The organism is Leptospira tipperaryensis, from assembly GCF_001729245.1.
Taxonomy (GTDB): domain Bacteria; phylum Spirochaetota; class Leptospiria; order Leptospirales; family Leptospiraceae; genus Leptospira; species Leptospira tipperaryensis.
The window spans coordinates 2,160,001-2,184,231 of record NZ_CP015217.1 but is presented as its reverse complement, the minus strand read 5'-3'; the positions used below and the strand labels follow the sequence as shown (position 1 = coordinate 2,184,231).

General features: G+C 42.0%; 21 protein-coding genes (1 of these 21 only partly in view). 9 read left to right on the top strand and 12 right to left on the bottom strand.

Annotated elements, in window-relative coordinates:
* Positions 1 to 213 precede the first annotated feature (213 nt).
* Complete coding sequence (locus A0128_RS10300) at positions 214 to 1,905, bottom strand: FAD-binding oxidoreductase (RefSeq protein ID WP_069607432.1); 1,692 nt, start codon at positions 1,903 to 1,905, stop codon at positions 214 to 216.
* Between the two features lie 90 nt (positions 1,906 to 1,995).
* The gene (locus A0128_RS10295; RefSeq protein ID WP_069607431.1) at positions 1,996 to 3,966 is read right to left on the bottom strand and encodes a SpoIIE family protein phosphatase; all 1,971 of its coding nucleotides are present in this window, start codon (positions 3,964 to 3,966) and stop codon (positions 1,996 to 1,998) included.
* A gap of 147 nt (positions 3,967 to 4,113) precedes the next feature.
* On the opposite strand from A0128_RS10295, the gene A0128_RS10290 reads away from it, so the two are divergent.
* Positions 4,114 to 5,766 (top strand): glycerol-3-phosphate dehydrogenase/oxidase, encoded by a 1,653-nt coding sequence (locus A0128_RS10290; RefSeq protein ID WP_069607430.1) that lies wholly within the window; start codon positions 4,114 to 4,116, stop codon positions 5,764 to 5,766.
* A 2-nt stretch (positions 5,767 to 5,768) separates the two neighbouring features.
* On the opposite strand, the gene A0128_RS10285 is transcribed toward A0128_RS10290, so the two are convergent.
* The 4 genes from A0128_RS10285 to A0128_RS10270 form a co-directional block, all read right to left on the bottom strand.
* Positions 5,769 to 6,347, bottom strand: a complete 579-nt coding sequence (locus A0128_RS10285) for a TetR/AcrR family transcriptional regulator (RefSeq protein WP_069607429.1) — start codon at positions 6,345 to 6,347, stop codon at positions 5,769 to 5,771.
* A 112-nt stretch (positions 6,348 to 6,459) separates the two neighbouring features.
* Complete coding sequence (locus A0128_RS10280) at positions 6,460 to 6,951, bottom strand: Mpo1 family 2-hydroxy fatty acid dioxygenase (RefSeq protein WP_069607428.1); 492 nt, start codon at positions 6,949 to 6,951, stop codon at positions 6,460 to 6,462.
* Positions 6,952 to 7,012: 61 nt separating this feature from the next.
* The gene (locus A0128_RS10275) at positions 7,013 to 7,936 is read right to left on the bottom strand and encodes a patatin-like phospholipase family protein (protein WP_069607427.1); all 924 of its coding nucleotides are present in this window, start codon (positions 7,934 to 7,936) and stop codon (positions 7,013 to 7,015) included.
* A 14-nt stretch (positions 7,937 to 7,950) separates the two neighbouring features.
* Positions 7,951 to 8,841, bottom strand: coding sequence for a hypothetical protein (locus A0128_RS10270; protein ID WP_069607426.1), 891 nt, complete (start codon positions 8,839 to 8,841; stop codon positions 7,951 to 7,953).
* A 72-nt stretch (positions 8,842 to 8,913) separates the two neighbouring features.
* Here A0128_RS10270 and A0128_RS10265 point away from each other — a divergent pair, with 72 nt between their 5' ends.
* From A0128_RS10265 to A0128_RS10250, 4 genes are read left to right on the top strand one after another with little or no spacing between them, the layout of a single operon-like run.
* Positions 8,914 to 9,417: an NYN domain-containing protein gene (locus tag A0128_RS10265; RefSeq protein WP_069607425.1), complete on the top strand. Its 504-nt coding sequence runs from the start codon at positions 8,914 to 8,916 to the stop codon at positions 9,415 to 9,417.
* Between the two features lie 3 nt (positions 9,418 to 9,420).
* Positions 9,421 to 10,908: an MBOAT family O-acyltransferase gene (locus A0128_RS10260; protein ID WP_069607424.1), complete on the top strand. Its 1,488-nt coding sequence runs from the start codon at positions 9,421 to 9,423 to the stop codon at positions 10,906 to 10,908.
* A 9-nt stretch (positions 10,909 to 10,917) separates the two neighbouring features.
* Positions 10,918 to 11,988 (top strand): DUF1574 domain-containing protein, encoded by a 1,071-nt coding sequence (locus tag A0128_RS10255; RefSeq protein WP_069607423.1) that lies wholly within the window; start codon positions 10,918 to 10,920, stop codon positions 11,986 to 11,988.
* Positions 11,989 to 12,043: 55 nt separating this feature from the next.
* Positions 12,044 to 12,652 (top strand): glutathione S-transferase family protein, encoded by a 609-nt coding sequence (locus A0128_RS10250; protein WP_245667142.1) that lies wholly within the window; start codon positions 12,044 to 12,046, stop codon positions 12,650 to 12,652.
* A gap of 63 nt (positions 12,653 to 12,715) precedes the next feature.
* Here A0128_RS10250 and A0128_RS10245 read toward each other — a convergent pair whose 3' ends face one another.
* Genes A0128_RS10245 through A0128_RS10235 form a run of 3 tightly spaced genes read right to left on the bottom strand, consistent with a single transcriptional unit; the run spans position 12,716 to position 15,169 of the window.
* A complete protein-coding gene (locus A0128_RS10245; RefSeq protein ID WP_069607422.1) occupies positions 12,716 to 13,450 on the bottom strand; it encodes an SIR2 family NAD-dependent protein deacylase in 735 nt (244 codons plus the stop codon).
* A complete protein-coding gene (locus A0128_RS10240) occupies positions 13,447 to 13,992 on the bottom strand; it encodes a DJ-1 family glyoxalase III (RefSeq protein ID WP_069607421.1) in 546 nt (181 codons plus the stop codon). Before A0128_RS10240 ends, A0128_RS10245 begins: the two co-directional genes overlap by 4 nt.
* 10 nt (positions 13,993 to 14,002) lie before the next feature.
* On the bottom strand, positions 14,003 to 15,169 hold the full coding sequence (locus tag A0128_RS10235) for a glycosyltransferase family 2 protein (protein ID WP_069607420.1): 1,167 nt from the start codon (positions 15,167 to 15,169) through the stop codon (positions 14,003 to 14,005).
* 241 nt (positions 15,170 to 15,410) lie between these two features.
* On the opposite strand from A0128_RS10235, the gene A0128_RS10230 reads away from it, so the two are divergent.
* Positions 15,411 to 16,529 (top strand): PHP domain-containing protein, encoded by a 1,119-nt coding sequence (locus A0128_RS10230; RefSeq protein ID WP_069609235.1) that lies wholly within the window; start codon positions 15,411 to 15,413, stop codon positions 16,527 to 16,529.
* A gap of 1 nt (position 16,530) precedes the next feature.
* Here the strand turns inward: A0128_RS10230 and A0128_RS10225 are convergent, their stop codons facing one another.
* Complete coding sequence (locus tag A0128_RS10225) at positions 16,531 to 18,474, bottom strand: glycoside hydrolase family 5 protein (protein WP_069607419.1); 1,944 nt, start codon at positions 18,472 to 18,474, stop codon at positions 16,531 to 16,533.
* A 617-nt stretch (positions 18,475 to 19,091) separates the two neighbouring features.
* Between A0128_RS10225 and A0128_RS10220 the strand changes: the two genes are divergently transcribed.
* Positions 19,092 to 19,586, top strand: a complete 495-nt coding sequence (locus A0128_RS10220) for a hypothetical protein (RefSeq protein WP_069607418.1) — start codon at positions 19,092 to 19,094, stop codon at positions 19,584 to 19,586.
* Positions 19,587 to 20,188: 602 nt separating this feature from the next.
* On the opposite strand, the gene A0128_RS10210 is transcribed toward A0128_RS10220, so the two are convergent.
* A complete protein-coding gene (locus A0128_RS10210; protein WP_069607416.1) occupies positions 20,189 to 20,473 on the bottom strand; it encodes a hypothetical protein in 285 nt (94 codons plus the stop codon).
* 136 nt (positions 20,474 to 20,609) lie between these two features.
* On the opposite strand from A0128_RS10210, the gene A0128_RS10205 reads away from it, so the two are divergent.
* Together A0128_RS10205 and A0128_RS10200 are read left to right on the top strand one after the other, a co-directional pair.
* Positions 20,610 to 21,455 (top strand): FecR family protein, encoded by an 846-nt coding sequence (locus A0128_RS10205; RefSeq protein ID WP_069607415.1) that lies wholly within the window; start codon positions 20,610 to 20,612, stop codon positions 21,453 to 21,455.
* Entirely contained in the window at positions 21,452 to 22,609 is a 1,158-nt protein-coding gene (locus A0128_RS10200; protein WP_069607414.1) for an Ig-like domain-containing protein, read from the top strand. The genes A0128_RS10205 and A0128_RS10200 overlap by 4 nt, the downstream gene beginning before the upstream one ends.
* 50 nt (positions 22,610 to 22,659) lie before the next feature.
* On the opposite strand, the gene A0128_RS10195 is transcribed toward A0128_RS10200, so the two are convergent.
* Positions 22,660 to 24,231 carry the 3' portion of a methyl-accepting chemotaxis protein gene (locus tag A0128_RS10195; protein WP_069607413.1) on the bottom strand. 24 nt of this gene lie beyond the right edge of the window, so only the last 1,572 of its 1,596 coding nucleotides appear in the window; its start codon lies beyond the right edge, outside the window — the gene reads right to left on this strand; it ends in the stop codon at positions 22,660 to 22,662.

Genomic DNA, 24,231 nt, shown 5'->3' with positions numbered 1-24,231 from the left:
CTCTGGTATGGAAAGCTTCCCCGATTTTTTCCCGCCACCTCTCCACCTCCACCCAATCAGGGTGGGGCGCTCGTTTTACGGAGTTCTGTCGTTGTTACGACAGATTTTTTTTTGAAGATTCAGCTCCCTTGTCGGTTTAGGATCTAGAGGTTGAACAAAAGGGGCTTTTTTGAATTGGTAGAAAGTCCCCTTTTGGTGAAACGATTCTTATTCTTAGTAAAAAACTTTCCCAGGATTTAAGATCTCTTTTTTATCGATCTCTTTTTTAAACGCCCTCAAACCCAATAAGGCGGGTTTGGACGTGGACTTTTCATACCAAGACTTATGATCAAAACCGACTCCGTGGTGATGGGAAATCGGAGCTCCGTTTTGGATAAAACAATCCGAGACGGTTCGTTTCATTTTGAACCACTGATCGGCGGGTTTTTTAGAATCCATCGGAAAGATGATCGTGTAGTAGAGACAAGCTCCCTCGTGATAACTGTGAGAGATATGACACATCGCGATAGAACCCGGAATCGATTTTTCAAGAGCGGCGACGCCTTCTTTATGAAGATGAAGCACCCGATCGTATGTCGTGGAAGTTTCCATCGTATCCACTCCGATTCCATTCTCCATTACGTGATTGCGTAAGAATGGCATATTGTATCTGGAATGAATCCATTGTTCGCCGAGGTGAGTTCCCGCGTACAAACCTCCGAACATCGGAATTACCTTTTTGATTTTAGCGAAGTTCTGAGCCACATCCAGTTTGGTTCCGTCCATTCCTAGAAGAATCACACATTTATCTTCTCCGATCGATTTCCAGCTGAGAACTGCGTTTTGGATCTTATTTTTTAACCAGCGAGCAGGAGTGTTTTTCTTACCAAGCGTGCCTAACGTCTGATACAGGCGAGTTTCGTTGGTATCGGAAAGTCGAATCATGGAAGTCGGAATTTCTCTGTGGTTTACTTCTTTGATAAAATTCAAACCGGCTGAAAAGTTCGGGAAAACGATTCCAAAATACTTTCTGGTTTCCGGAAGTTTATGAATCTTGATCGTCACTTCGGAGATGATTCCGAGTAAACCTTCGCTTCCCGCAAAGATTTGATTGAGATCCGGTCCAGTGGAAGAAGCGGGATCTCTCAAAGTTTCCACAACTCCGGAAGGAGTTACTACTTTTAAACAGGTAAGAATTTCTTCAATTTTTCCGTAACGATTGGATTGTTGTCCCGCGCTTCTCGCAGCGATCCAACCTCCGAGTGTAGAATATTCAAAAGACTGTGGAAAATGTCCGAGGGTAAAACCCTGATCGTTTAGAATCTTTTCCAATTTTGGTCCGTAGATTCCGGCTTGGAAAGTGGCGAGATGACTTTCTTTGTCCAAACGGATGAGCCCGTCCATTCGAGTCGTATCGAGGGAAAGAACCGACTTCTGACCTTTTCCCTTAAGAACTTCCAGACCGCCAACGACGGAAGAACCGCCGCCAAACGGGATAACGGTGATTTGATTTTTGGAACAGTATTCTAAAATTTTTGCGATTTCAGATTCTTTTCCGGGGTAGATGACCCCATCTACGAAATGTTTGAGAGTATTGAAGGAAAGTCTGAGAACGTCGTAGTAACTTTTTCCGGCGGAATGGAAAACTCTCTCTCTGCGCTCTGTAGAAAAATGTTTGGTTCCGCTGATCTTACTCAGTTCGCGGATTTGTGCGGGGCTAAGCGCGGATTTGGGAAGGGTCACTTCTTCTAACGCAACGGGAGGCGTTTTTCGGATTTCGGTGACGTTGAATTCTTCAGAAAGAAATTCCAGAATCTCCTGCATTTGACCCACTCTAAAAAAGTCTTGGCCGTATGCTCCCCAGGCGTTCCATCTCAAGTTATCTCTTGAATAATCTATTTTTGCATTGAGTTCGGTATAAAACATATTCTCTCTAATTCTCCGAAGGAAAGATAAAACTGTCCGAAGCACAAGAATCTGGATCCGATTGGATTTCGCAACAGAATTCTGAATGATTTAAGAACGAAGCAGTTCCTTGAGTTCTTTGACTCGCTCGTTTTTGGGATCCAGTTCTCCGGCTCTTTCGATCAGAAAGACCGCTCGGTTCAGATTTCCCTGGAGACGATAAACGTCAGCCAGATGGATCAGATTCTTAACGTGATCCGGAAATCGAAGTCGAAATCGTTCCCCCAATTCTTCCGCTTTTTTGAGAAGAGAAGGATCCTTGGTTTGAGAATAAGTTCTTTTGGAAAGTAAGGAAGTGTAGAGAAGAAGTTCGTGATCCGCCGGATCTTCCGTCAGAGCTTGCAACGCTTTGGAAAGTGCCTGGGAAATTTTTCCGGTCTTATCCAAAAGTCTGGCAAAAAGTTTGAGTTCTTCGGAAGAAAGTTCGTTTTTCCCGTTTGTCTCTTCGTAGATCGTAAGAGCTCCTACAAAGTCATTCGAAAGAGCCGCCTTCTTGGCTCTGGAGAATCGATCCTGTTCGATCGGGGTAGAAGGGGTTCCTGTAAATCGGATCGATAGAAGGCTATAGTCGTCGGAAAAACTTCCCACTGCCAAAAGGAGATCCTCGATTTCAGACAATTCTCCCTTAGCTTCTTCCACTCTTCTTAAGAATTCGGTTTCGTCTTCGTTGATCTTTCTCTTTCCTTCGAAGTTGGCATCCAAGATGAGATCGTCCTTACCGTCGGAACCGCAGAAAACTTTGTCTCCCGGTTTCATTTGAAAGACTTTTACAAACACCTGCCCATGAATACCTCCTACGCCCAATTTATAAAAATGGGTTTCCGGATCTATAAAGGAAGCTTTGCCGTCCCGGTAGATCACCAACCAAGGATGTTCTATATTCAGATAATATAATGTTCCCGTGCTTTCTTCCACGAGGCCGAGAACAGCGGAGACGAGCATGCTTCCGTCAAAGGTTTCGAAAACTTTTTGAAGATCGGTAAAACAATCCTTTAACCATCTTTCGGGGGACCGGTTTGCGGAATCCGGATCCATCTTTGAACGAATGATCACTGAATTATACACGGCTCCTAACACTAAGGCTCCGCCGGCTCCTTGGATGGATTTGCCCATCGCGTCTCCGTTGATAAACGCTTTGAATTTTTTTCCCTGGAGGGTGAGGTCGTAAGCGCTGAGATAGTCCCCTCCCAATTCATATTCCTTTTCTCTAAAACTGAATTTCTTATACTGATTCAAAGCAAAGTCGATTTGGATCGGACCGCTTTCCGTTTTTTTTGCGATCAAAGGATCCAAGAGAAGGGAGGTAAGGAAATAATCCCCGTCCTGTTTTTCTTTCAGTCCTTGAATCTGTTCCATGTTCTCGGAAATTTCCCGATTCTTTTCTAAGATTTTAAAATGACTGACAAAGTTAGAAAATCGATATCGTTCCACGATAAAGCCGCTGAAAAAAGCGAGGAGATAACTGATCGCAAGATTCTGCATGGAATAAGACGCTTGATCCGTGGAAAGATTTGGGTGATATAAAAAAACCGCGCTTACAAAACTGAGAATGGAAACGGAATATAGAAGAATCAAAGCCTTTCTCGGAAAAGGCATAAAAACCATGGACATCACTACGATCTGAAGTCCGGAAACATAATTGGGATCGTCGGCGATTCTTCCGGTAAAAAAGGCGGTAACGTTTAAAAGATATACAAAGAGAATGTAGGCCCACTCCAAACCCTTACCTCGGAGTTGGGTTCTTGCGAATTTATCGATCGCGATGGAAATCAAAAAGAAGGAGCTAAGTAAGCTCAGCCCGATTCGAAAATAAAAAAGTTCGGGAAATTCGGGATGTAATTTTCGATCGGTGTCTAACGCGAAACCCAACCAAACAAAAGTTCCGATGATGGATCCAGGATAATGGAGAAGCCGCGCCTGTCTGTGCAGATCCTCCACGTATTCTTTCGCATAACGGATTCTATCTTCGTGAATGTCAAAGAAGAGACGGAAGTATCTTTTGAAGGTACTAGGCAAGGTCATCGTATTTCTAATCTTCCTACAATTCTTTTTTTTTCAATCAGAGTTTTTGGATTTATATATATTGATTTCAATTTATAAAATCCTCGATTTTTCACAGTGAACCTAAAAGCGATTGACCCCGCCATTTTTAAAAAAATCAATACTGGTATGGCAATAAAAACAAAGTCTACTTCTACTAAAACGAATACTTCCAAGAGTTCTACTTCTTCCGTATACGATCTTTTGATTGTTGGAGGTGGAATTACAGGTGCAAATGTTCTCTGGGATTCTACGTTACGAGGTTTGAAGTCGATTCTGTTGGAAAAAAACGATTATGCGTCGGGAACGAGTCAGGCCACGTCCAAGTTGATTCACGGCGGGCTACGTTATCTAAAAAATTTCGAATTGGGTTTAGTTCGCGAATCTCTTCGGGAAAGAGCCACCCTCGCAAGAATTACTCCGAACGCTGTGCAAACGATGGGTTTTCTCGTGCCTGTATATTCTCAAGCAGAAAGAATCGTTTTGAAACTAGGAATGGAAATGTACAACGCTCTTTCCTATGATCGGAATCGGAATATCTCGGAAGACCGTTTGATTCCGAAATACTCTTTCCTATCAAAAGAGCAAACGATCATGGAATCTCCGACTCTCGAAAGGGAAAAATTAAAAGGCTCTTATCTATATTACGATTATCTCAATCTCAATCCGGAACGTCATACTTCGGAATTTATATTTTCCGCGAGGGAAAAGGGCGCCGAAGCAAAAAATTATACCGAAGTGATTTCGATCGCGCGTAACAACGATTCCACCTATCAAGTCGTCGCCAAAGACAAGTTAAGCGGAAAGGAAATTTCCTTTCGGACCAAATGTGTCGTCAATGCCGCCGGCCCCTGGGCGGATTTTGTGGAATCTCTGGCCGGAGTTCCCGCCGATAAAAATTTGGTTCGCTCCAAAGGAATCCACGTCGTTACGAGAAAGATATGCGGCGATAAAACGATCGTAACTAAAAAGAAAGACGGAACTCATATCTTTATCATTCCTTGGAGAAATAAGACCATCATCGGAACCACCGATACGGAATATCCCGATAGTCCGGATGCGTTTCGAGTCACCAAAAAAGACATCGAAGATTTGTTAAGCGAAGTGAACTTTTCCTTTGGCTACACGGACCTTACGGTAAAAGACGTGGATTTTTATTACGGAGGTTTACGTCCTTTGGTGGAAGATCCGAGTGAAACGACGTCTACTTACAACGCGTCTCGTAAAACGGAGATCTTTGATCATAAGGATGCAGGTTTCCCCGGATTTTTTACTGCGATGGGCGGTAAATATACTACGAGCCGCGCCGTAGGCGAGATGGTAGTCAATAAGATAGTGGAATTTTTACCCGGAGAATTCCGTGCTTGCGAAACCGAAATCATTCCTCCGGCTACGGGAGATTATTCAGATCTGCCTTCTTTGATGAGAGACCTAAGTCGAAAGTTTCCGAAATTGAGAGGGGAGTTGATCGAGACGGCCGCTACAAGATACGGATCTCAGTCTTATTCCATTCTTTCCAAAAGCGGAGCTCAGGAAGAATTTTATACCTTACAGAACGGAGAAAAATTCTTTGAGAGTGAACTGAGATTTATTGCGGGAAGGGAAGACATTCGATTTGCGACCGACTTCTTCTTTCGCAGATCCGGGGTGGGAGTTCCGGGTCTTCCGGAAGAAAAAGAAACGAATCGATTGATTCGTTCTCTTGGAAAACATCTAAAGTGGAACCCGAGTCGGATTCAAAAAGAAACAAAGGCAGTGGAAGAACGTTATCGGATCTTTTGAGTTTAGAAAGTGAAAGAGTTGGAAAGAATCACAGCCATAAAATCTTTGATAACTTCCGAAGTATCACCCAAGCTAATCGCGTCTCCGTCCACGATTCTTTGAACTACGGTTCCTAAGATTACGCTGATCAAAATACGGTTTAAGGTCGGGTTTGTAACTCCGAGATGTTTTGTAATGATGTTCACGTATTCTTTCATCGCATCGGCGATGAGAACTTTTTCTTCTTCGTGATTCTTGAGTCTGGAAACGTCGCAGATGATGTAGAGTAGATTCTGAAAGTAGAATTCTCTCGCTTGGATCATCTGAAAAAGAGAATCGACTCTTGTTTCGAGCGTCTGACCTGGGTTTCCTTTGGAATAAAGTTGTAATTCTTCGATGTCCTTATTGAGGACGAACTTTACCAACTCTTTAAAAATGTCTTCTTTGGTTGCAAAGTAGTGATAGAGAGTTCCCGTGGAAACGTCCAGTTCGGTTGCAATTTCTCTCATGGAAACTGCAGAGTATCCTCTCCGCGCCAGAATATCCACACACTTGGACAGAATTTCTATTTTGTATTTTTCATGATTTACTATCTTTGGCATCGGAATCCCTCGATCTTTATTTTGTCCATAACTCGTATTACGTGATGATGAAACCGCCTTTGCCGGTCAAGAAATTTGGGTTAGGCGGTTCCGAAGAGATCGATTGTAACGATCAGTATGCGATTTTCAATTTTTGATAAACGAAGCCCAAGAGCCAAATCGGACCAATCATCAAAAACTGAATGTCTTTAAAGAAAGAAGGTTTTTTCCCTTCGATCTTGTGTCCGATAAATTGTCCGATCCAAGCCAAGACAAAGATCGTGATCGAAAGATCGACAAGTCCATACGCGTAAGTTCCGATCATTACTGGAAGCACGGTTGCTTGTAAGAGAATGATCAGATAGATCATGAGCGAGGTAAGAAGTAACATCCCGAAAGCCAAAGCCGGTGAAAGTCGGATGTAAAACGCAAGGGCTAACACAAGAGCGATGGTCGCGAAGTTCAGATAAGGAACGGATGCAAAAATTGAAGGAACCGGAATCGACCAAAGAAGACCGATGACGGTAAAGTAAATCAACGGAACGCAGATCCAATGGATGTTTTTATTGACTGGATTTCTGTGACTGTCGGCGTATTCGCCAAACCAAGTTTCTACGGATTTCATAAATCAAACACTCCTCTCGGTTAAAAATTTTAAACGTTCGAAATAGATTCGCAAGTGTTTTTTATCGAACCTTCTGAATAAAATCCAAAATCTCATTCTTTCGATTCTCCGCGTCTTCCTTTCCGAGTTCAAAGGCCTTTCGAACCCCGACCGGATTTGTATAATCAAAGGAACTAATCCCGATCGGGCGAGAGGGTTTGAAAAGATAAGTATTCTTTAAAACATCCGAAGATTTGCCGACGATCGTGTTGTCTTCGTAGTAGATTCCGATTTTGGGTTGGGAATAAGAAAAGTATTCCAGAAGTAAGTTATTCGTAAGCCCTCCATCCAAAAAGAATTCGTCGTTCTTTCTTTGAAGAGAAACCACGGGCGGAACCGATGAGGAATTGAGTAGGATCTGTTCTACGGTTTCGGGTTCTTTGAGATCCTTTTCCGAATATACGATATTTTCCAGACTCCATTCGTCAAAGATCGACTGAACGCGGTTCGCTATTCTTCCTTTGAGCTTGTCTCGTTCGTCCTGAATGTAAGCCTGCATCGTTCGCGAAATCAAACGAGAGACTGAAGTTTTTGTTCCGTGAATTTTATGGATCGGCTTTGCTTTTACGGCGCCGATAAAAACTTTTACGGAGGATTCTTTGATTTTTTTTAGATCGAGGCTATAACGAATCGATCTTCTCGTAATATTCTCGTGAGGAAACGGAGACAATCCTTTGAAAAGATTTAGGAAACGAAAATTTTTAGAATTTCTTCTGGCGAGTTCCTCAAAATACGTTATGCTTTCTTCTTCTCTTTCGGAAAGAATACAAAGCGCCATCGCGGCTCCGGCGCTGACCCCAGAAATTTGAGAAAGATTCAATCCCCATTTTCGAAACGAATGACCGGCTCCAAGACCGTAAAACGCCTTACATCCTCCTCCTGCGATCGCAAGAGAATAAGAAGTGGAATTCCACGGAAAGGAGATGCGGCTTAGGATCGAACTCATGAAGGATAGACAGATTACGATTCGGGTTCGGTCGACGTCACCGGAGATTCTTCTTCTTTTTTGAGAATCGTTTGTGTTTCCTGTAACGAACTTTCAACTTCAAGAGGACGTGTGATTCTTTCGATCGGAAGTTTTTTTACGTGATTCGCCATTTCTTTGAGAATGGTTTCCGTAATCTGTTTCATGATCTCACCCGTGACCTCGTTTTCTAAAACGTCGGTGATCATCGCGCTGATATCCTCTCCGAGTCGTTTTGAAATTTCTCCCATAAACGGAATTCGGGACAATTCCCCCAATAAGAATTTGGATTGAAGAGATTCGTTTATCTTTGAGTTAAACTGAGTTTGGTGGAGTTCAAACGCGCGTTTGGCGAGTTGACTGTAGTCGAGACGAATCATCACTTCTTCCACTCTTTCCAAAGAATGTAAAAAGACGGCGTCCGCGATCGTATCCACGATGACGTCCCGAAAACGAAACGTGATTTCTCTCGTTACGATATCGCTTAGATTTTGTCCGGACTGACCCAACTTGTAGAATGCGATCAGGATCTTGATTCCTCTCAAAAGTAAAAAGGGACGAAGAAAGTAAAAGGGAATCACACCCACGACTTCGTACCAATTCATCGAAAAGTATGTTCCTGGGTCTTTGGATTTTCTAAATTTTGTGATGAGTTCCACGCCCCAAATCACGAGAACAAAAAAGTCAAAACCGATGACGTAGGCATAGAGTTCTTTGGGAAGAAATTCTTTATAAGAATTATAGATCAAAAGAAGAAGAACGTCGAAGGCCGCGAGAGAAAGAAGAAACAGATCTCTACCGGATCCCGGTAACGCGCGGAGCCAAAGATAAAAATGCCAGACGTTAAATTTGTTGACCCGGACCGGATTACGTTCGGAATCAGCCATTTTACTCATAATCTCCCTGGAAAGGTTGGTTTACAGTATTTACGAGAATGGGATTCTGGTCACTACAATTCCATGTCTTCACTAGTGGCGATTGACGGTTTCAATCTGATTTATAAGTTCCCGGAAACGGAAGAATTGATGTATCAGAATCAACTGGGGAAAGCCAGAGCGGTTGTTTTGGAATGGATAGAGTTGTATTCTAAAAAAAAGAAAAACCAAACCTTTCACGTTTTCTTCGACGGCAAAAAAGAGATCGCTAGCGAAGTTTATCAAGAAACGTTTGGAAAACTGCATGTGTATTTTAGTCGAGAAAGAAAGGCGGACGACTTGATCAAAGAGTTTGTTCGCACACAAGCTCGGCCATCGGACGTGCAAGTCGTCAGTTCGGACAAAGAGATTTTTTTTCACGCAAAAAAATGGGGAGCTCGTCCGATCTCTTCCGAAGAATTTGCTGCCTTGATTCTCGCGGAAACCTCTCCTAAGAAGGCGGAGCCCGACAGCGAAGACTACAAAGATAAAAAACTGGGCTCAGAAGAAATGGAATATTGGAAAAATTTATTTAGGAAGGGCAGATAAACAGTGCTGTTCAACTCCGTTACCTTTGCGATTTTTTTTGCCGTTGTTTATACGATCTATTGGTTCATTCCTAAAAAGAATCGCCCCGATTTTTTAATCCTTTCCAGCGCCTTTTTTTACATCTGGTTTTCCTGGATTTTTTTCTTTCACTTTGTATTTGTCATTCTTCTCAATTACTTTCTCTACAAGAAGATCAAACTTGATCGTGAGAATTCCAAAAGATGGATGATCACGGCGGTTCTTTTTAACTGTATCAATCTCGGTTTTTTTAAATACTTCTATTTCTTTTCTAGAGTTCTTGCTGATCTTACGGGTTATCCATTCTTTCAAGAGATCCAAGGAATCGTGCACATCATTCTTCCGCTTGCGATCAGCTTTTACAGCTTTCAGATGATCGCCGCGGCCGTGGACGCGAAAAGAAATCCTGATGGCGAACTCATTTCAATCCAAGGATATTTTCTTTTTGTTTTGTTTTTTCCGGTCTTGATCGCAGGTCCGATTATGAGAACGGGAGATTTTTTTCCGAACTTAAAAAACCTGGAACCGAATCGGGATAAAATCTATAACGGAAGTTATCTGATGATCAGCGGTCTGGTCAAAAAAGTTTTGATAGCCGATCCCGCTTCCGGTTTGATTTCTCCGATCTTTTCCAATCCGGAAGTTTACGATTCTACTTCCCTGATTCTAGCGGGAATCGGTTATTCGATTCAAGTCTTCTGTGATTTTTCGGGCCTTACGGACATGGCGAGAGGGGTGGGCGCGTTACTCGGCTTTTATCTTCCTGAAAACTTTAAGGCGCCTTTCTTTTCCTTAAGCGGAAGAGAACTCTGGCAGAGATGGCATATAACGTTGTCATTTTGGCTCCGGGATTACATCTATTTCTCGTTAGGTGGAAGTCGCGCGGCGCAGTGGAGAACTCATCTCAATCTGATTCTTACGATGACGATCGGAGGTTTTTGGCACGGTGCGGATTATACTTTTATCGCTTGGGGTTTTTACTGGGGAGTTTTGCTCGCAGGGGAACGTTATCTGGAGAATACTCTTGGTTGGAAGTTGACTCCTGAAAAAAACGCAATCCTAAAAGTGTTTAAGGCTGCGATTATCTTTCTTTTGTTTTCATTTAGCGCCGTTCTGTTTCGAGCGAATAACGCAAAGACGATGGTGCAACACGTTCTTGGAATTTTTAAAAATTCTCCTTCTTCGATCGAGTCTGAAATTTCGAGTTCTTCTACTTCCGCTTGGATCGGAGAGGCGGGACGTTTGGTGGACGGAAACTCCTTTTTTCTTCTCAATCAGATGGAGAATGTAGAGAAATTCTTTTACTTATTTTTGGCTCTCGTACTTTTCAACTGGGTTCAGTATGTTCCCGATTTTTGGAAACGTTTCCGAAAGTATGATCCTTGGCTTCTTACGTTTGTAGGAGTTCTTACAGTTTTCTTACTTGCACTGTTTTCGGAAGATTCAGGCGCGTTTATCTATTATAAGTTTTAGGAAAATAGAATGTTCCGAAATCGATTTCTAATCGTTCCATTCGTAATCTTTATCATAGCGTTTAGTATCGATAAAGTGATTAGTTCCACGACGTTGGAGCCGTATTATTCTCTCACACTTTCCGATCTCAACTTTCGTCATAAGGAATTTCTTTTTGAGGAATTGAAAGGTTATCTAAAGGAAAAAGAAAGAAAGAAGGTCTTGGTTTATTTCGGAAATTCCAGAGCTCTTCTTTTTAGAAACGATTACATCGAAAAAAAATATCCGAATTGGGTTCTGTTTAACTTCTCAGTTCCCGGCGGTTCTCCCGATTATTATCTCTATTGGTTGGAACGATTTCAATCCGACGGGGTAAAACCGGATTTTATCCTGATGGATGAGTCGATTGAAATTTTTAATTCCTCTTCGGTTTTGACCTTGGACGAAGTTTTATTTTACGGACTCAGCGCCTCGTTTGTTTTTAGACACGCGGATCGTTATTCTTCCTCGGATCTTACCGGATACATTGGAAAGAAATTGTTTCATACTCTCAAAAATCGCCCTCGTTGGAACGTGATCCGAGCCAGAGCCAAAGAAGGCGGAGCCATGGCGAAAGGTTATAGCAAACTCAGGGATGAAATTACGGAGAATCTAAAAAGACAAAGAGGAAGTGCGACCTCCGATTCCAGTCCTAAGATTGTCCTTTCTCCCGAGTTACTCAAAAAAAGGTCGAATACTGATTTTAAATCCTACCTCACTCCGTTTACATTCAATCCGAAAATGATGTCCAATCAAGAGGATGCGATTTCCATCGCGAAAGGGCTAGGAGTTCCATACGCTACGATCTGGGTGCGGGTTTCCCGTCCTTACTTTGAACTCTATAAAACTCGAAAGGTTCTTACCAATGAAAAGGACGAAAAAACTCCTTACGATATCATGCTTCCTATTTTGAACCAATTGCATGAGTCGACCGGAACCGCATTCTGGAATATGAATGAAGACTCGAAGTATGATTGTGATGATTTCAGCGATCCGGGGCACATGTCTCCGAGTTGTTTTAACGATTACGCGGATTTTATTTTTACACGACTTCCAGAGTAAGAATTCGGATCCGATCTCAAAACATATTTGTATTGGAAGAGAAAAAGGAGAAACAGTGGAACTTTTTGAATTCGCGGTTTCCGGAAATTGTCACAAGGTCCGGATGCTGTTATCTATGCTAAATTTAGAATATACCAGTCGTCCGGTAAACGGCGCGGAACGAGAACAAAAATCCGAAAATTTTTTGTCTATGAATCCGTTTGGACAGGTCCCCGTTTTGAAGGATAAGGATGTTTTGATTCGAGATAGTCAGGCGATTCTCGTTTATCTTGCGATCGAATATGGAAAGGGAGAATGGTTTCCTAAATCCGGAATCGGAAGCGCCAAAGTGATGCAATGGCTTTCGACCGCCGCAAACGAGGTGACTCGAGGACCGGCCGCGTTACGCACTCATTATCGATTTGGAAAGTCGATTCAGGTCGAAGAAGCGGTGATCATCACAAATCAACTATTGAATCTTTTGGAAAACCATCTGGCTAAGAATCTATGGCTTGCCGACGAACGGCCGACTATCGCCGATTTGGCGATGTATCCCTACATTGCACTGGCGAACGAAGGGAAGGTGGATTTAGAACCTTATAACCAAATTCGAAATTGGTTGGGTCGAGTTGAAAAATTGCCTGGTTACGTTTCTATGCCCGGTATTGTATTGCAATCAATTTAACGTAAGAATGTTTAAATACAAGGGACTTTCTTCAAGTCCTTGGTATTTACGAAAGATAGAATATTATAGAATTTGAATTATTTCGTTTGCCAATTCAGGAAGAATTCCCCCTGATTTTCCTTTTAAAAAAAGATCCACGGAAGAAGAGAAAGAAGTCTTTTCCGGATTGATCTCAATAAGAAGTGCTCCGTTTTCCTTCGCGATTTCCGCCAAATAGACCGGCATACTAACGGCTCCCGAAGTGCCGATAATCAAAAGTAAATCCGTATTTCGCATTCTCAGGATCGAGTGATTGAGTTTGGATTCATCGTATGATTCTCCAAACCAAACGACGCCGGGGCGAAAAAGTGAGCCGCAAAGATTACATTTAGGGAGCTGCTCGTTCGGAGTCGAAACAGGAACTAGGATTTCGTTCTCGCAGGAACTGCAACGATTGATAAAGATGTTTCCGTGAATTTCAATGAGCTTTTTAGAACCGGCTCTCGAATGGAGGCCGTCCACGTTTTGAGTGATTAAAAAAAAGTCAGTATGACGTTTTTCTAATTCTGCGAGAGCGAAGTGTCCTAAATTCGGATCTTTACTTTCGATGATACCTCTTCTCCAGAGATACCATTTCCAGACTAATTTTGGATCTTTTTGAAATGCTTGCGGAGTTGCCAATTCTTCCGCACGAAAATTTTTCCAGAGTCCTTCTTCTCCGCGAAACGTAGGAATTCCACTTTCCGCCGAAATTCCAGCGCCTGTAATCGCGGTGATCCTATTTAATTTTTCGGAATGAAATTTTAAAAACTCTTTCATTCTGCCAGTTGAAGCGCTGCTTTTACTTCCTGCATCGTTTTCTCGTCTCGAAGAATTCTTACGAGCTCCAGTGAAAACTCAAATGCAGATCCGGGGCCTACGCTCGTCACGATTTTTCCGGAAATTTCAAGTCTCGATCCCGTAAAACCCGGTTCCTCCGAGACAACTCCCGGAAACGCCGTAAACTTATCCGGGTGCGTAAGAATATTCTGATGTACTAAAATACTCGGAGCCGCGCAGATTGCCGCGATCCATTTTCCATTCTTCTTGGCTTCTTGTAGGAGTTCCGCAATTCTCTGATCCGCGGAGAGAGCCTTGGTCCCTGCGTTGCCGCCGGGGAGAACGATCATATCGAAGTCTTTGAAATCGATTTCTTTTAAGGTTGTATCCGCTATAAGACGGACTCCTCTGGAAGCTGTGACAACTCCTTCTTGGAGGGAGGCGCTCGTGACATCGATCTTTGCTCTTCGAAGCACGTCCACTATGATGACCGCTTCCATCTCCTCCATTCCTTCCGCGAATGGAACTAAAACCTTCGACATAAAAACTCCTTCAAAAACGAGATTCGTCTTTGGAACCTTTCCAGGTGACGTTTAAGTTTAAGAAGTAATTTGTAATCATCGCGGCTAAAATAGCAAGCGAATCTGAAAAGAATTTAATCAGAAGTCCGGAAGAATTCAATTCGGATATAAAGATTCTATGATACAAAAATTGAAATACGCTGATTTGAATCAAAAGTCCGAGAAGACTTACGAGGTGAAACAAAACCAACCCTTGGACGATTCTGATTCCGTCGTATCTCTTTTCATAGAAAGTGAGATAGTTGTTCAGAATAAAATTGGAAAGAATGGATATTTCAATCCCGAACAAGACCGAACTGTGAAACGGGTTTAGGAATTGAAAAGGGGTAGTGATTTCTGGGAAGTGAAAGGCTTCTCCGATCAGAAGTCCGAAAAGGTTCACAAAAACGCCCGAAGATCCTACAAGAGAATAAAGTAAAAAAGTAGGGGAGATCCATTTACCAAAACGAAGATCCAAAAGAGCCACTAAGTAATTTCGAATCACCGATCCGTCTAATTTTGTTTTACCGAACTTTCGGCTCTGAAAAGTAAAAGGCACCTCCGTAATTCTCGGGGCCACTTCCGATCTATGCAAAAATTCTAATAGAATCTTAAATCCCCTTGGGTTGATTCTCTCCGCCGTTTTTTCAAAATATTCTTTTGAGATTGCAAAAAAACCGCTCATAGGATCGGACACGGGAATGGGTAAAAAAAGTTTGGCGAGGGTTGTCGCAGAATAACTAAAACCTTTTCGGATCCAAGACCAATTCGAAGTAGAACCGCCGTTCGTGTATCGAGTTCCTACGCTTACGTCCGATCTTTGATTGAGAATCGGTTCTATCAATTCCGATAAAATGGATTCGTCGTGTTGCAGATCTGCATCCATCACAACAAAAACTTTTCCCTTTGCGATGGACATTCCCGCAAGAACCGCAGAAGAAAGGCCGCGACCTTCCATTCTTCGGAGAACAAAAAGTTCTTTGTAAGTTCCTCTGAGATTCTCCGCGACTTCCCAGGTTCGATCGGGACTATTGTCGTCTATAAGTAGGATCTCATACTTAAATTTTTGCAGGGCCTTGGCAATTTTAGGAAGAAGAATCGGAATGTTCTCCTTTTCATTAAAAGTGGGTAGGATGACGGAAATCTCAGGGGCTGGCATTAGAGTTCAGAATTTATAACTTGGCAAATTCTGTAAACCTATTAATTAAGTGTACACTTACTTATCTGCTGTTCTGGGAAAATCGTTTCCGAGCTGTCTTTCGACAAAGAGCGGTTTGAATTTTGAAAATTACAAATCTTTGACATTTTAGAAAAGAGAATAAAAAAGAAGAACGTAAAAAACGAAAAGAATCAGAAAAACTTTTCTCATCCTGAGCTATCGTTTTGAAATGGAACGCGTTATGGTATTCAAAAAGAGAATGGATTCAAAGATTTGGTTCCGAATTCTCGGATTACTTTTATTCCTAACCGCCGCTCATCTTTTGATCGCTTGGACTTTGAGTAGCCCCTTGAGATCGGAAAAAGCAGTTCCTTTTCACGGACCTTTCATTCATTCTCCGTATTCAAAAACCAATCAAAGATGGTTAAAGACCGCGTTTCATCTTCATTCCAATCGAGACGGCTTTTCTCCGTTTCGGAGCAGTCCGAAAGAAATCCAAGAACGTTATCTCGAAAAAAAATACGATCTGATCGGCATCACGGATTATCTAAAAGTAAGTGGAGTGGAATCCGAAAGTCAAAAATTTTTTCCCGGTTACGAATGGGGAAGAGATTTTAATCGGAAACACATTCTCGCGTTAGGTGCATCGACTCCTGTCTTTGACTTTTTTCCATTCTACGCGAATCGGGGAAACCTTCAATGGACGATCGATCAAATGAAACGCGAAGGATCTTTTGTAGTCGTATCCCACCCGATTCTGGAGGGTTCGATTTCTTATAAGGACGTAAAACGTCTGCAAAATCTGGATGCGGTCGAGGTCTTTTCACCCTTTGGGGATTCGTTTTCGGAGTGGACTCAACTTTTGGATCAAGGCTACTCTCTCTTGGCGATGAGCGGAGACGACCTCCACTATTTTCCGGGCGAGTTGATCCGCGCGATGAAACTTCCTTTATACGAAAGAATCTTTCACGAACTCACTTTCTCCAATCAAAACGAAGGAGAAACGTTTACACGTTATATTCTTCTGAATACCGATTCTACGGAACGTCAAGACGTTGTAAAAAACTTGAAACGGGGAAATTACATTTCCGTAATTAAGATTGTGGATTATATGGATGATCCTAAAATTCTCGATTTAAAAATGGAAGAACAAAAAATATCCGCGGAATTTCCCGAAAGATTCTTAAAATTAGAATTTATCGGGAAAAACGGTCGAATTTTAAAAGAAGAATTTCAAAAGACCCAAGCCGAATATTCATTCAAATCCGAAGACGAATACGTGATCGTTAAAGCGACGTTTCCTTCCGGCTTTCTCTATTCAAATCCGTTTTATAGAGTCGAAACACAGAAGGAAAAGTAAATTAAGGATTTCTAATTTGGCAACAGAGTAGGGCGCTTGCTCCTCCGTTTCTCTGAGCGATTCCTCCCACGTATTCAGAATCTCCGCATTGCCCTTTATAAGATCCGTAAGCCCAGTCTCCGCCTTTATTGGAGGAACGATTGTCACCCCGATCAAACCAAACGGTTCTACAAGAATTACTCAGAACAATCTTGCTTTCCGAGCAAAGAATTCCACTGGTTCCCCAGTTTCGTTTTGAAAATCCGGCGACATAGAAATTTTGAGGGCATTCGTATTTTGTAAATCCGCCGGCCCAGTCTCCGTTGCCATGATAACGAGTTCCCGTTTCGTAAACCGCTTGGACGTTGTAGTTCCGGTTGGAAGCCCAGAGATTCCCGGTCGCTTGATCCGTACAAAGCGCTTTTTGATTTGTGCTGAGACCATTCATTCGAAATCCATCCGGACAGGTTCCTTTGTTCGCGCCGTTGTCCCAGTCGATGTAAAGGGTAGAGGCGTTATCATTTCCGTTCCCGATCGTTAGGTTGGAATAATGATTTTCTTGAACACTTCCAATTCTTCCGCTGCTTGAAAGAAGTCGATTGAGGTGTTCAAATCTCCAATCGTCTTTTAAGGTTCGAGACCAATCGCTGGAAAGAAGTCCCCATTCGTCATTTCCATTTAACGGCCAATAGGCGAAGTCTAAATCTTTTTCGATTAGAAAAGTGACAAGTCTTCGAAACCATTCTTTATCCTGAGCGCTGCTATTCGAAGGAGAAACTCCGAATTCGCTAACCCACACGGGCGCAGAATAATACATTTCAGGAGTCGCGACGTATCCCCATTCGTTTTGAATCGTATTTAAAAACGTGTTCTCATCCATTTCTTTGTATTTGATATTTCCGTTCGAAGTGGAATCGTCTCCGTTGTGATTCGGTCCGATATAAGCGTAGTTATGCGCCGCATACACCAATTTATTGGAAAGGGGGAGATGGATCGGAAGATCTTTTATCGGTTTTAAGTGTGGCCTTTCTCCGGAACCGAGAATCGGAATGAGTCCCCACCAGTTGATTCCCTCGACAATGACGAGAAGATTGGAATTCTCCTTTGTAATCAGAGCGCCCAAATCCTGAGAAGCTTTATGCCAGTCGTTGACGTCGTTTGATCCCCAATTCGGACTATCCGGAATATGAGTATCTCCTTTTCTCATCGTTCGAACCTCGTTTCTTAAATCGGCGCCGGCCACCAAAGGGTTTGTTTTGTAACGCCGAACCATCGTTAACCAGTCGGCTTGCCACATTTCGGTCGTTTGGTTGTATGCAAAGGTAGAACCGGTGTGATACCAGAGACCGTTGTAGTCGTAACCGCAACACCATTCGGAAAAAGTAGTATGGTTGTTAAGAATCACAAGAATTCCAGCGGAAGAAAGCGCGTTTACCGTTGCATCATAAATCTCTAATGGAGTTTTTCCGTAGAACTGTGGATTAGCCGCTACCGCATCGTTTGATACCGGAGTAGTGGAATGAATCATCAAATTGGAAAAGGGGAGGCGAACCGAATTAAAACCCCATTCTTGAATCAAAGAGACGATATGTTCGATCGGTTGTTTATCTAAACCGGCGACCACGTATTTTGTATCGCTGGCTCCATACCAATTTACCGATTTGAGTTTAAATCGATTTTGATTGTTGTCCACGATATAACGTCCGTCTGCGCTCAAGGGTAGGTTCAAAGTATTACCCGAATTCAAAAGAAAGTTGGAAGAAGTTGTTGTGAGAGGTTTACTTAAACTTGCGGATGTCGTCTGCGCCGAATTATCAAACGAAAGACCGAGGGCAGTTGATAAGAATTCCGGTTCCGATCGATTTGTGTCGCATGCGACGAGGATTAGAAGTAAAAGAGCGATCCAGAATCGAGTTAAAAATCGATTCTGGATCGGCGGTTGAGATTGGATTGATTTCTTTCGCATTTGTTTCTCTCCATTTTTGTAAATCGTTCGGTGTTACTTCCAAACATTTCTTCCCGACGACGTATCGTCCGATCGAAGATTTCTATGAGAGCATTTGTTTGGTTTTCAATTTTGAAATTCTCGGATTGATAAAGAATTTAGGGAAAGGACTTATATCCTGAGTAAAAGGTCCTTATAAAACGATTATAAGGAGAATAAAATACGGAAGCAGGATTCATTGGTAATCTTTCCGGCTACTCTTTGTTTGAATTAGAATAGAATCAAAATAGATCGGGCTTAGACTGTGAAACGATTTAAAATTCCGTGGAGAAATGTAGCGTTCCTTCCATTCGGAATGAAACTCTCTTAAATCAGTATAAAAGCTTGGACGGTCCTAAACTTTTTAACTTAAGATTTTGTCTGCTGTGATATATTTGTTTTTCAGAATTCGATTCATATCGACTTATTTTTGTGGATATAAAAATAAATTATAAATAATGAATATTATAAAAGTATACATGGTATGGGAATATAAAAAGGAACAACTAACAAAGATAGAAGAAGATAACGCTCGGGATAAACTTGACTCTTTTAAATTCGTGACTCCAAGTGAATGAAAATTCTTTGGAGAAATATAAATGAATTTAACAAAAAAAATAGGTGTCTGTATCGTATTGATCGGACTTCTTTCTGCGTGCAAATCGAAAGAGGATGATGACTCATCTTATATAGCATTGTTACTCGCGGCTGGCGGATACAATACTTGTTCTTTCTCTCCAGCAGGAACGCCGACATCCATCGCTTCTATGACTGCGATCGCAAACGGAACACCGTATATGCTTTCGTTTACCCAAATCGACAAACAATACAGCGCGATCCAAATTCCCGTTGCAACCGCAGGAAGTGTCGCGAAATTTCAAGTAAGCGCAGGGACTCTCGGAGTCGCGGTTTATAAGGGTGGTTGTCCGATAGTAAAAGGTGTAAACCTGGCAGCTGCAGGAACGGATTTTGTTTTCATTTCAGGCTCGGCTACGATTACAAGCTCTGCTCAAATCCAATTTAACGTTGCCGGTTCCTACACGATTATCGTAAATACTGCCGACGGAGGCGTGGGAACATTCCAATTAAACTAAGCAAGAACTGAAACTTTTAACGGCTCTCAGTTTTTACAGAAGAACCTCAGGATCCGGAATCGGATTAGAGGTTCTTCTTTTTGAAACCACTTGGAGTTTAACCCTTATAAGTTGACTCATAAAAAAATCGATCCTTATCGAAATCATAAAACCCATATTGTCTATTTATGGTGTTCTGACTTTTTTGTATGTCGACATTATCCGGATTCGAATTTCGAGATCATCCTGGTTTCGTTGAAGACAAGAAATCCGTTCTTATTGGAAACAGATAAGAATGAATCGAAGAGGAAGGGTTTCACATTTGTAGATTTGGTAGAAGGGAGAAAGTCGGTAGTTGTTGCGAAGGTTTTGCCAAATTATAAAGAGAAAAGACCTTCCATTTAGGGTTGTTTTAATAAGTAAAATACATCCATCACTTCCGATAATACATATTATGTCTCATTACGAGCGAAAAATCAAATCTTCGAAATTATTCGTTGAAGTTCTGGGTTGGGATCGTTTTGATTTTTAAGTTCTGGAGTGATTTTGAGTAAGAAGAAGATCCGTATTCTATGAAAGGCTCTCATTCTTTCGCTGAAATCAAAAATGAGAGCTCTTAAATCTTAGTAGTATTGACCCAAGGTAATAGTAACGATTGTTTTACCGTTGTCTTTCTTGTTGATACATTCGCATTTAATTTGCGCGGATTGACTGTAGTAACCTTGAGAAGCCGAAAATCCGGGTGCCGCCTTACAGCTTTTATAGAGTCCCTCGTTCACCAAACGCCCGCAAGCTTCTTGAATCGCCGCCGCCGCGTCGTCCGCTTGGGAAGATACTTTGCCCGGAACTAAAAATCCTAACAAGATAAGAGTCAAAAAAAACGCCGTTTGTAACCATCTTTGAAACACTGAAATTCCCTCGCTTATTAAACTGAAATTAAATAAAACTCTCGTCTAAATTTTCAAGAGATTATTTTCTGAAATATCGAATTAGCAACAAATTTACAAAATAAATTTTCACCTTAAAATTAGGAAATTAGAACTTATGACCTCTCGAAATCTCGGATTCTTCCTTTGTCTTTTTTTTCTCTTGTTTTCCGTTTCTCTCCTTTCTCAGAACGCAACATCCAATCCGACCGATGATAAAACTCTGGAAGAATATAAGGTCAAAAGGAACGATTCTCTTACAAAGATTGCAAAAGAAGTTCTCAATGATCCCGGAAAATGGAAGGAATTCTTAAAATACAATCAAATTCAAAACCCATCTCTGATTAAGGAAGGAATGGTATTAAAGGTTCCTTCTCATTTGAGAAAAATTGTGGAACCCGAAGCGCAACCCCTGGCTTCTCTGGAATTATTTTTTGGCGCGGTTGAATATTCAAAAAAAGGTAAGGATGGAAACGCTTCGATTTGGAATTCGGTTTCTAAAAATCAAATTCTCAGAGATGGAGAAAGTTTGAAAACTGGAAATAAGTCGGGCGCCTCTCTCGCATTTTTAGAAAATGAAACAAAAGTAAAAATCTATGAGAAATCCAGCTTCTCCGTTTCTAAAAAAGGTTCTCCTGAAATCTTCTTGGAAAAAGGACAACTCCAGGCGGACGTTAGGTCCTCTTTGATCAAAAGTAAAAAGAATTCTTCTCTTACAAAGCTCGTAATCAATACGGCGATGGCGGTTGTTGGAGTGAGAGGAACTAAGTTTTATGTGGGCAACGAGGAAGGTCAGAGAACCGATGTGGGTTGTTTCGAAGGTGTTGTCAATGTGGAAGGAGCCGGAAAGGCTGTGGACGTAAAGGCCGGCTTTGGAACATACGTTGAAAAAGGAAAGGCTCCCGTGGAACCGTTTCCGATTCCGAGCAAGATTCAGATTGATAAGGAATTTCAAACAAAATGAATGTAGTCAAAATTCTTTGGATTGGAATTCTTTTTTTATTCATAGAAAGCGCGTTTGCTCAGGAGAAAAAGGAACTCGAGCTCTCTTGGAAAACGGATCCGTCTTCCGAATCGTATAACGTGGAATTTTCCGATAGTTCCGATTTTAAAATCATTCTTAGAAGCCTAAACGTAAAAGAAAAAAAGGTTCAATTCTTTCCGGAAGCTAACGAACGTTATGTGAGGGTCGTCGGAATCGGAAGAATGCAGTCAAAAGGGGAACCCTCGGATTCTATCTTGATCGATTCCTTACGTCCTTTTGTTCGCATGGAGAGAAAAGCTCCGCCGATGACAAAGGCGATTATTCTTTCTCCCACTCAGAACGAAAAACTGGTCTTAGACAATCCAAGCGCCGGTAAAAACGGAGTGAAAGTTTTCTTTCGAGTCAACGAGGGGGAATGGAAAGAATATCAAGGAACGATCTCGGGTTTACAAGAAGGAAAGAACGATGTTGAATTCTTTTCCGAAACCGCATCGGGTGTAAAGGAAATGACCCGTTTGATGGAAGTCGTTCAAGACACGAGGAGGCCTGAGATACGTGCTGAAATAGGAAAAGGTGTTCGTTTGGAATCGGTTCCTATAACGCGAAAGGATCAAAGTCTGCAAGTGGAAGTGGTCGATCTTGTCTCCGGAGTTGCCGAAACTGAATTTTTCTTTTTGCAAAACGGAAAAAAAATTCCGGTAAATCCGAGTTCTCAAGAAAAGAATCTCTACCGATTTCAGATTCCGCAAAGTTTAGAAGATGGAAGTTTTGGAATTCAGATTCAAGCCAAGGACTTTGCCGGAAACAAAACTGAGGAAACCATCTTTGGAATTTTAGACGCAAGTCCTCCCATTTGCCAATTGAGTCCTCAAGCCGCTTACGGAAATTTATTGCCTATTCAATCCGAAATACAAATACAATGTGAAGACCTTATTTCCGGAATGAGATCGATCCAATTCCAGCAAAACGGAAATAAATTTCAGAACTATGCCGAAGGGCTCGTTTTAGGACCGGGAAAACATAACTTTGAGTTTCGAGTGATGGATAAAGTAGGGAACTTATTAAACATAAAAACGGAATATACGGTTTTAAACCCTACTCTAAAATCAAACGTAAAGATTCAACAGAAGTAAAAGAGGACAAAAAAACGGGAGAAGAGGCGTATAACGCACCCTCCCCTATTTTACTCTACACTTTGAATGCTTAAAACTCTCAATTCGGAGGCTTGAGTTTTGATTTTAATAATCTCTTCCTGCAACAATCCGGAATCGTCGTTGATCTCGTTGATTTCGGTTCCAAGATGTCCCATCGTCTGAACCATTTCCCCCTGACCTAACATTTGTTCTTTAGTCGATCTTAGGATTTCTTCCGAGGTCGTTTTGATTCGATTCACTTCGGAAACGAACTTTTGAATAATCGATTTTTGCTCCAGATAAAAGACGTTCATTCTTTCGATTCTTTCGACTGTGTCCAAAATTTTCATCTTTTGGTTTTCGGTCATATCTCCCGTTTCGGTAGAAGCAATCCTCGCCTCTTCGATAAATTTGCGGGATTGATTTACGATTTCGGAAATGGACTTCGCGTTGCCCGAAGTAAATTCGGCAAGTTTGCTGACTTCGTTTGCTACTACCGCAAATCCCCTCCCCGCGGTTCCGGCGCGAGCGGCTTCGATGGAAGCGTTGAGAGCCAAAAGATTAGTCTTATCCGCGATCTCGCTCATGATACGATTGATTTCGTCGACTCGGTTGAAGGAATTCGTAATGTCCACCAGATACGATTTTGTTTTCTCGGCGGCGATCATTACATTCTCCATATCTACCTTATTCTCCTTAGCGAAGATCGCAAGAGCCTCGCTGAGTGAAGCGCTATTCTTTAGAATTTCGCCTAACTTATCGGAATCGTTCGCAAGCTCGACGAGGCTTACGTTTTGTGTTTCGATCGAATGCGCGGTGTTAGACGAAGACGCCGAAAGTTCTTCCAGAACCGCGTTGACTTCTTCCAAAGCCGCGGCTTGAGATTCCATTTTTTGACTGGTACGATTGATGAAGTCCGCAAATTTACGGATGGACGTTTCCAAACTTTCAGCTGAATTTTCCAATTTATATCTGTCTTCTTTGAGTTTAGAAAGGATCGTTTGAGAATCCTCGTAGAGCCTGGAACCTTCGTCCGTCAGTTTCGCAAAGAGGCTCATCAATTGAGCAAGGATCACGCTCGCGGTAAAAACAAAAGTAATCTTAACGATTTGGACCGATAAGATCATATTTCCGGGGATCTTTCCCTGTTCCGGACTTTCGGTAAGACCCATTCCTCCTTTCCACGCGACAAAGATGGCGGCGGCAATTCCGAGAGCAGAAAGAACTCCTATCAAAAGAACAAAACTTCTCTGACCTAAAAAGGAAGAATAAATCATGATATAAAAATAAATAAAGAAGAGCAACATATTGGAGAGAATGCCCGAAGAAACCGTAGGCTCGATGGAACAATCGGCGATGAGCGTGAGAGTTAAAATATTCACGTCCAAGAGAACTAACGTTTTTTGAAAACGAACTCCCACTTTACCGGTTCTATGGAGAATAAATTCCAAAAGACAATAACTCGCCATCAGTCCGGTGCCGATGATATGCGCGATAACTTGAGTAGGATGGTTTGTTTTAGAGAGACTGATAAGAGTAAGACTGAAAAGTATTACCAGGCCAAGTCGAATCCGATTGATAACAACGGCCCCGTCGTTCCAAATCTGATGAATCGAAGATTT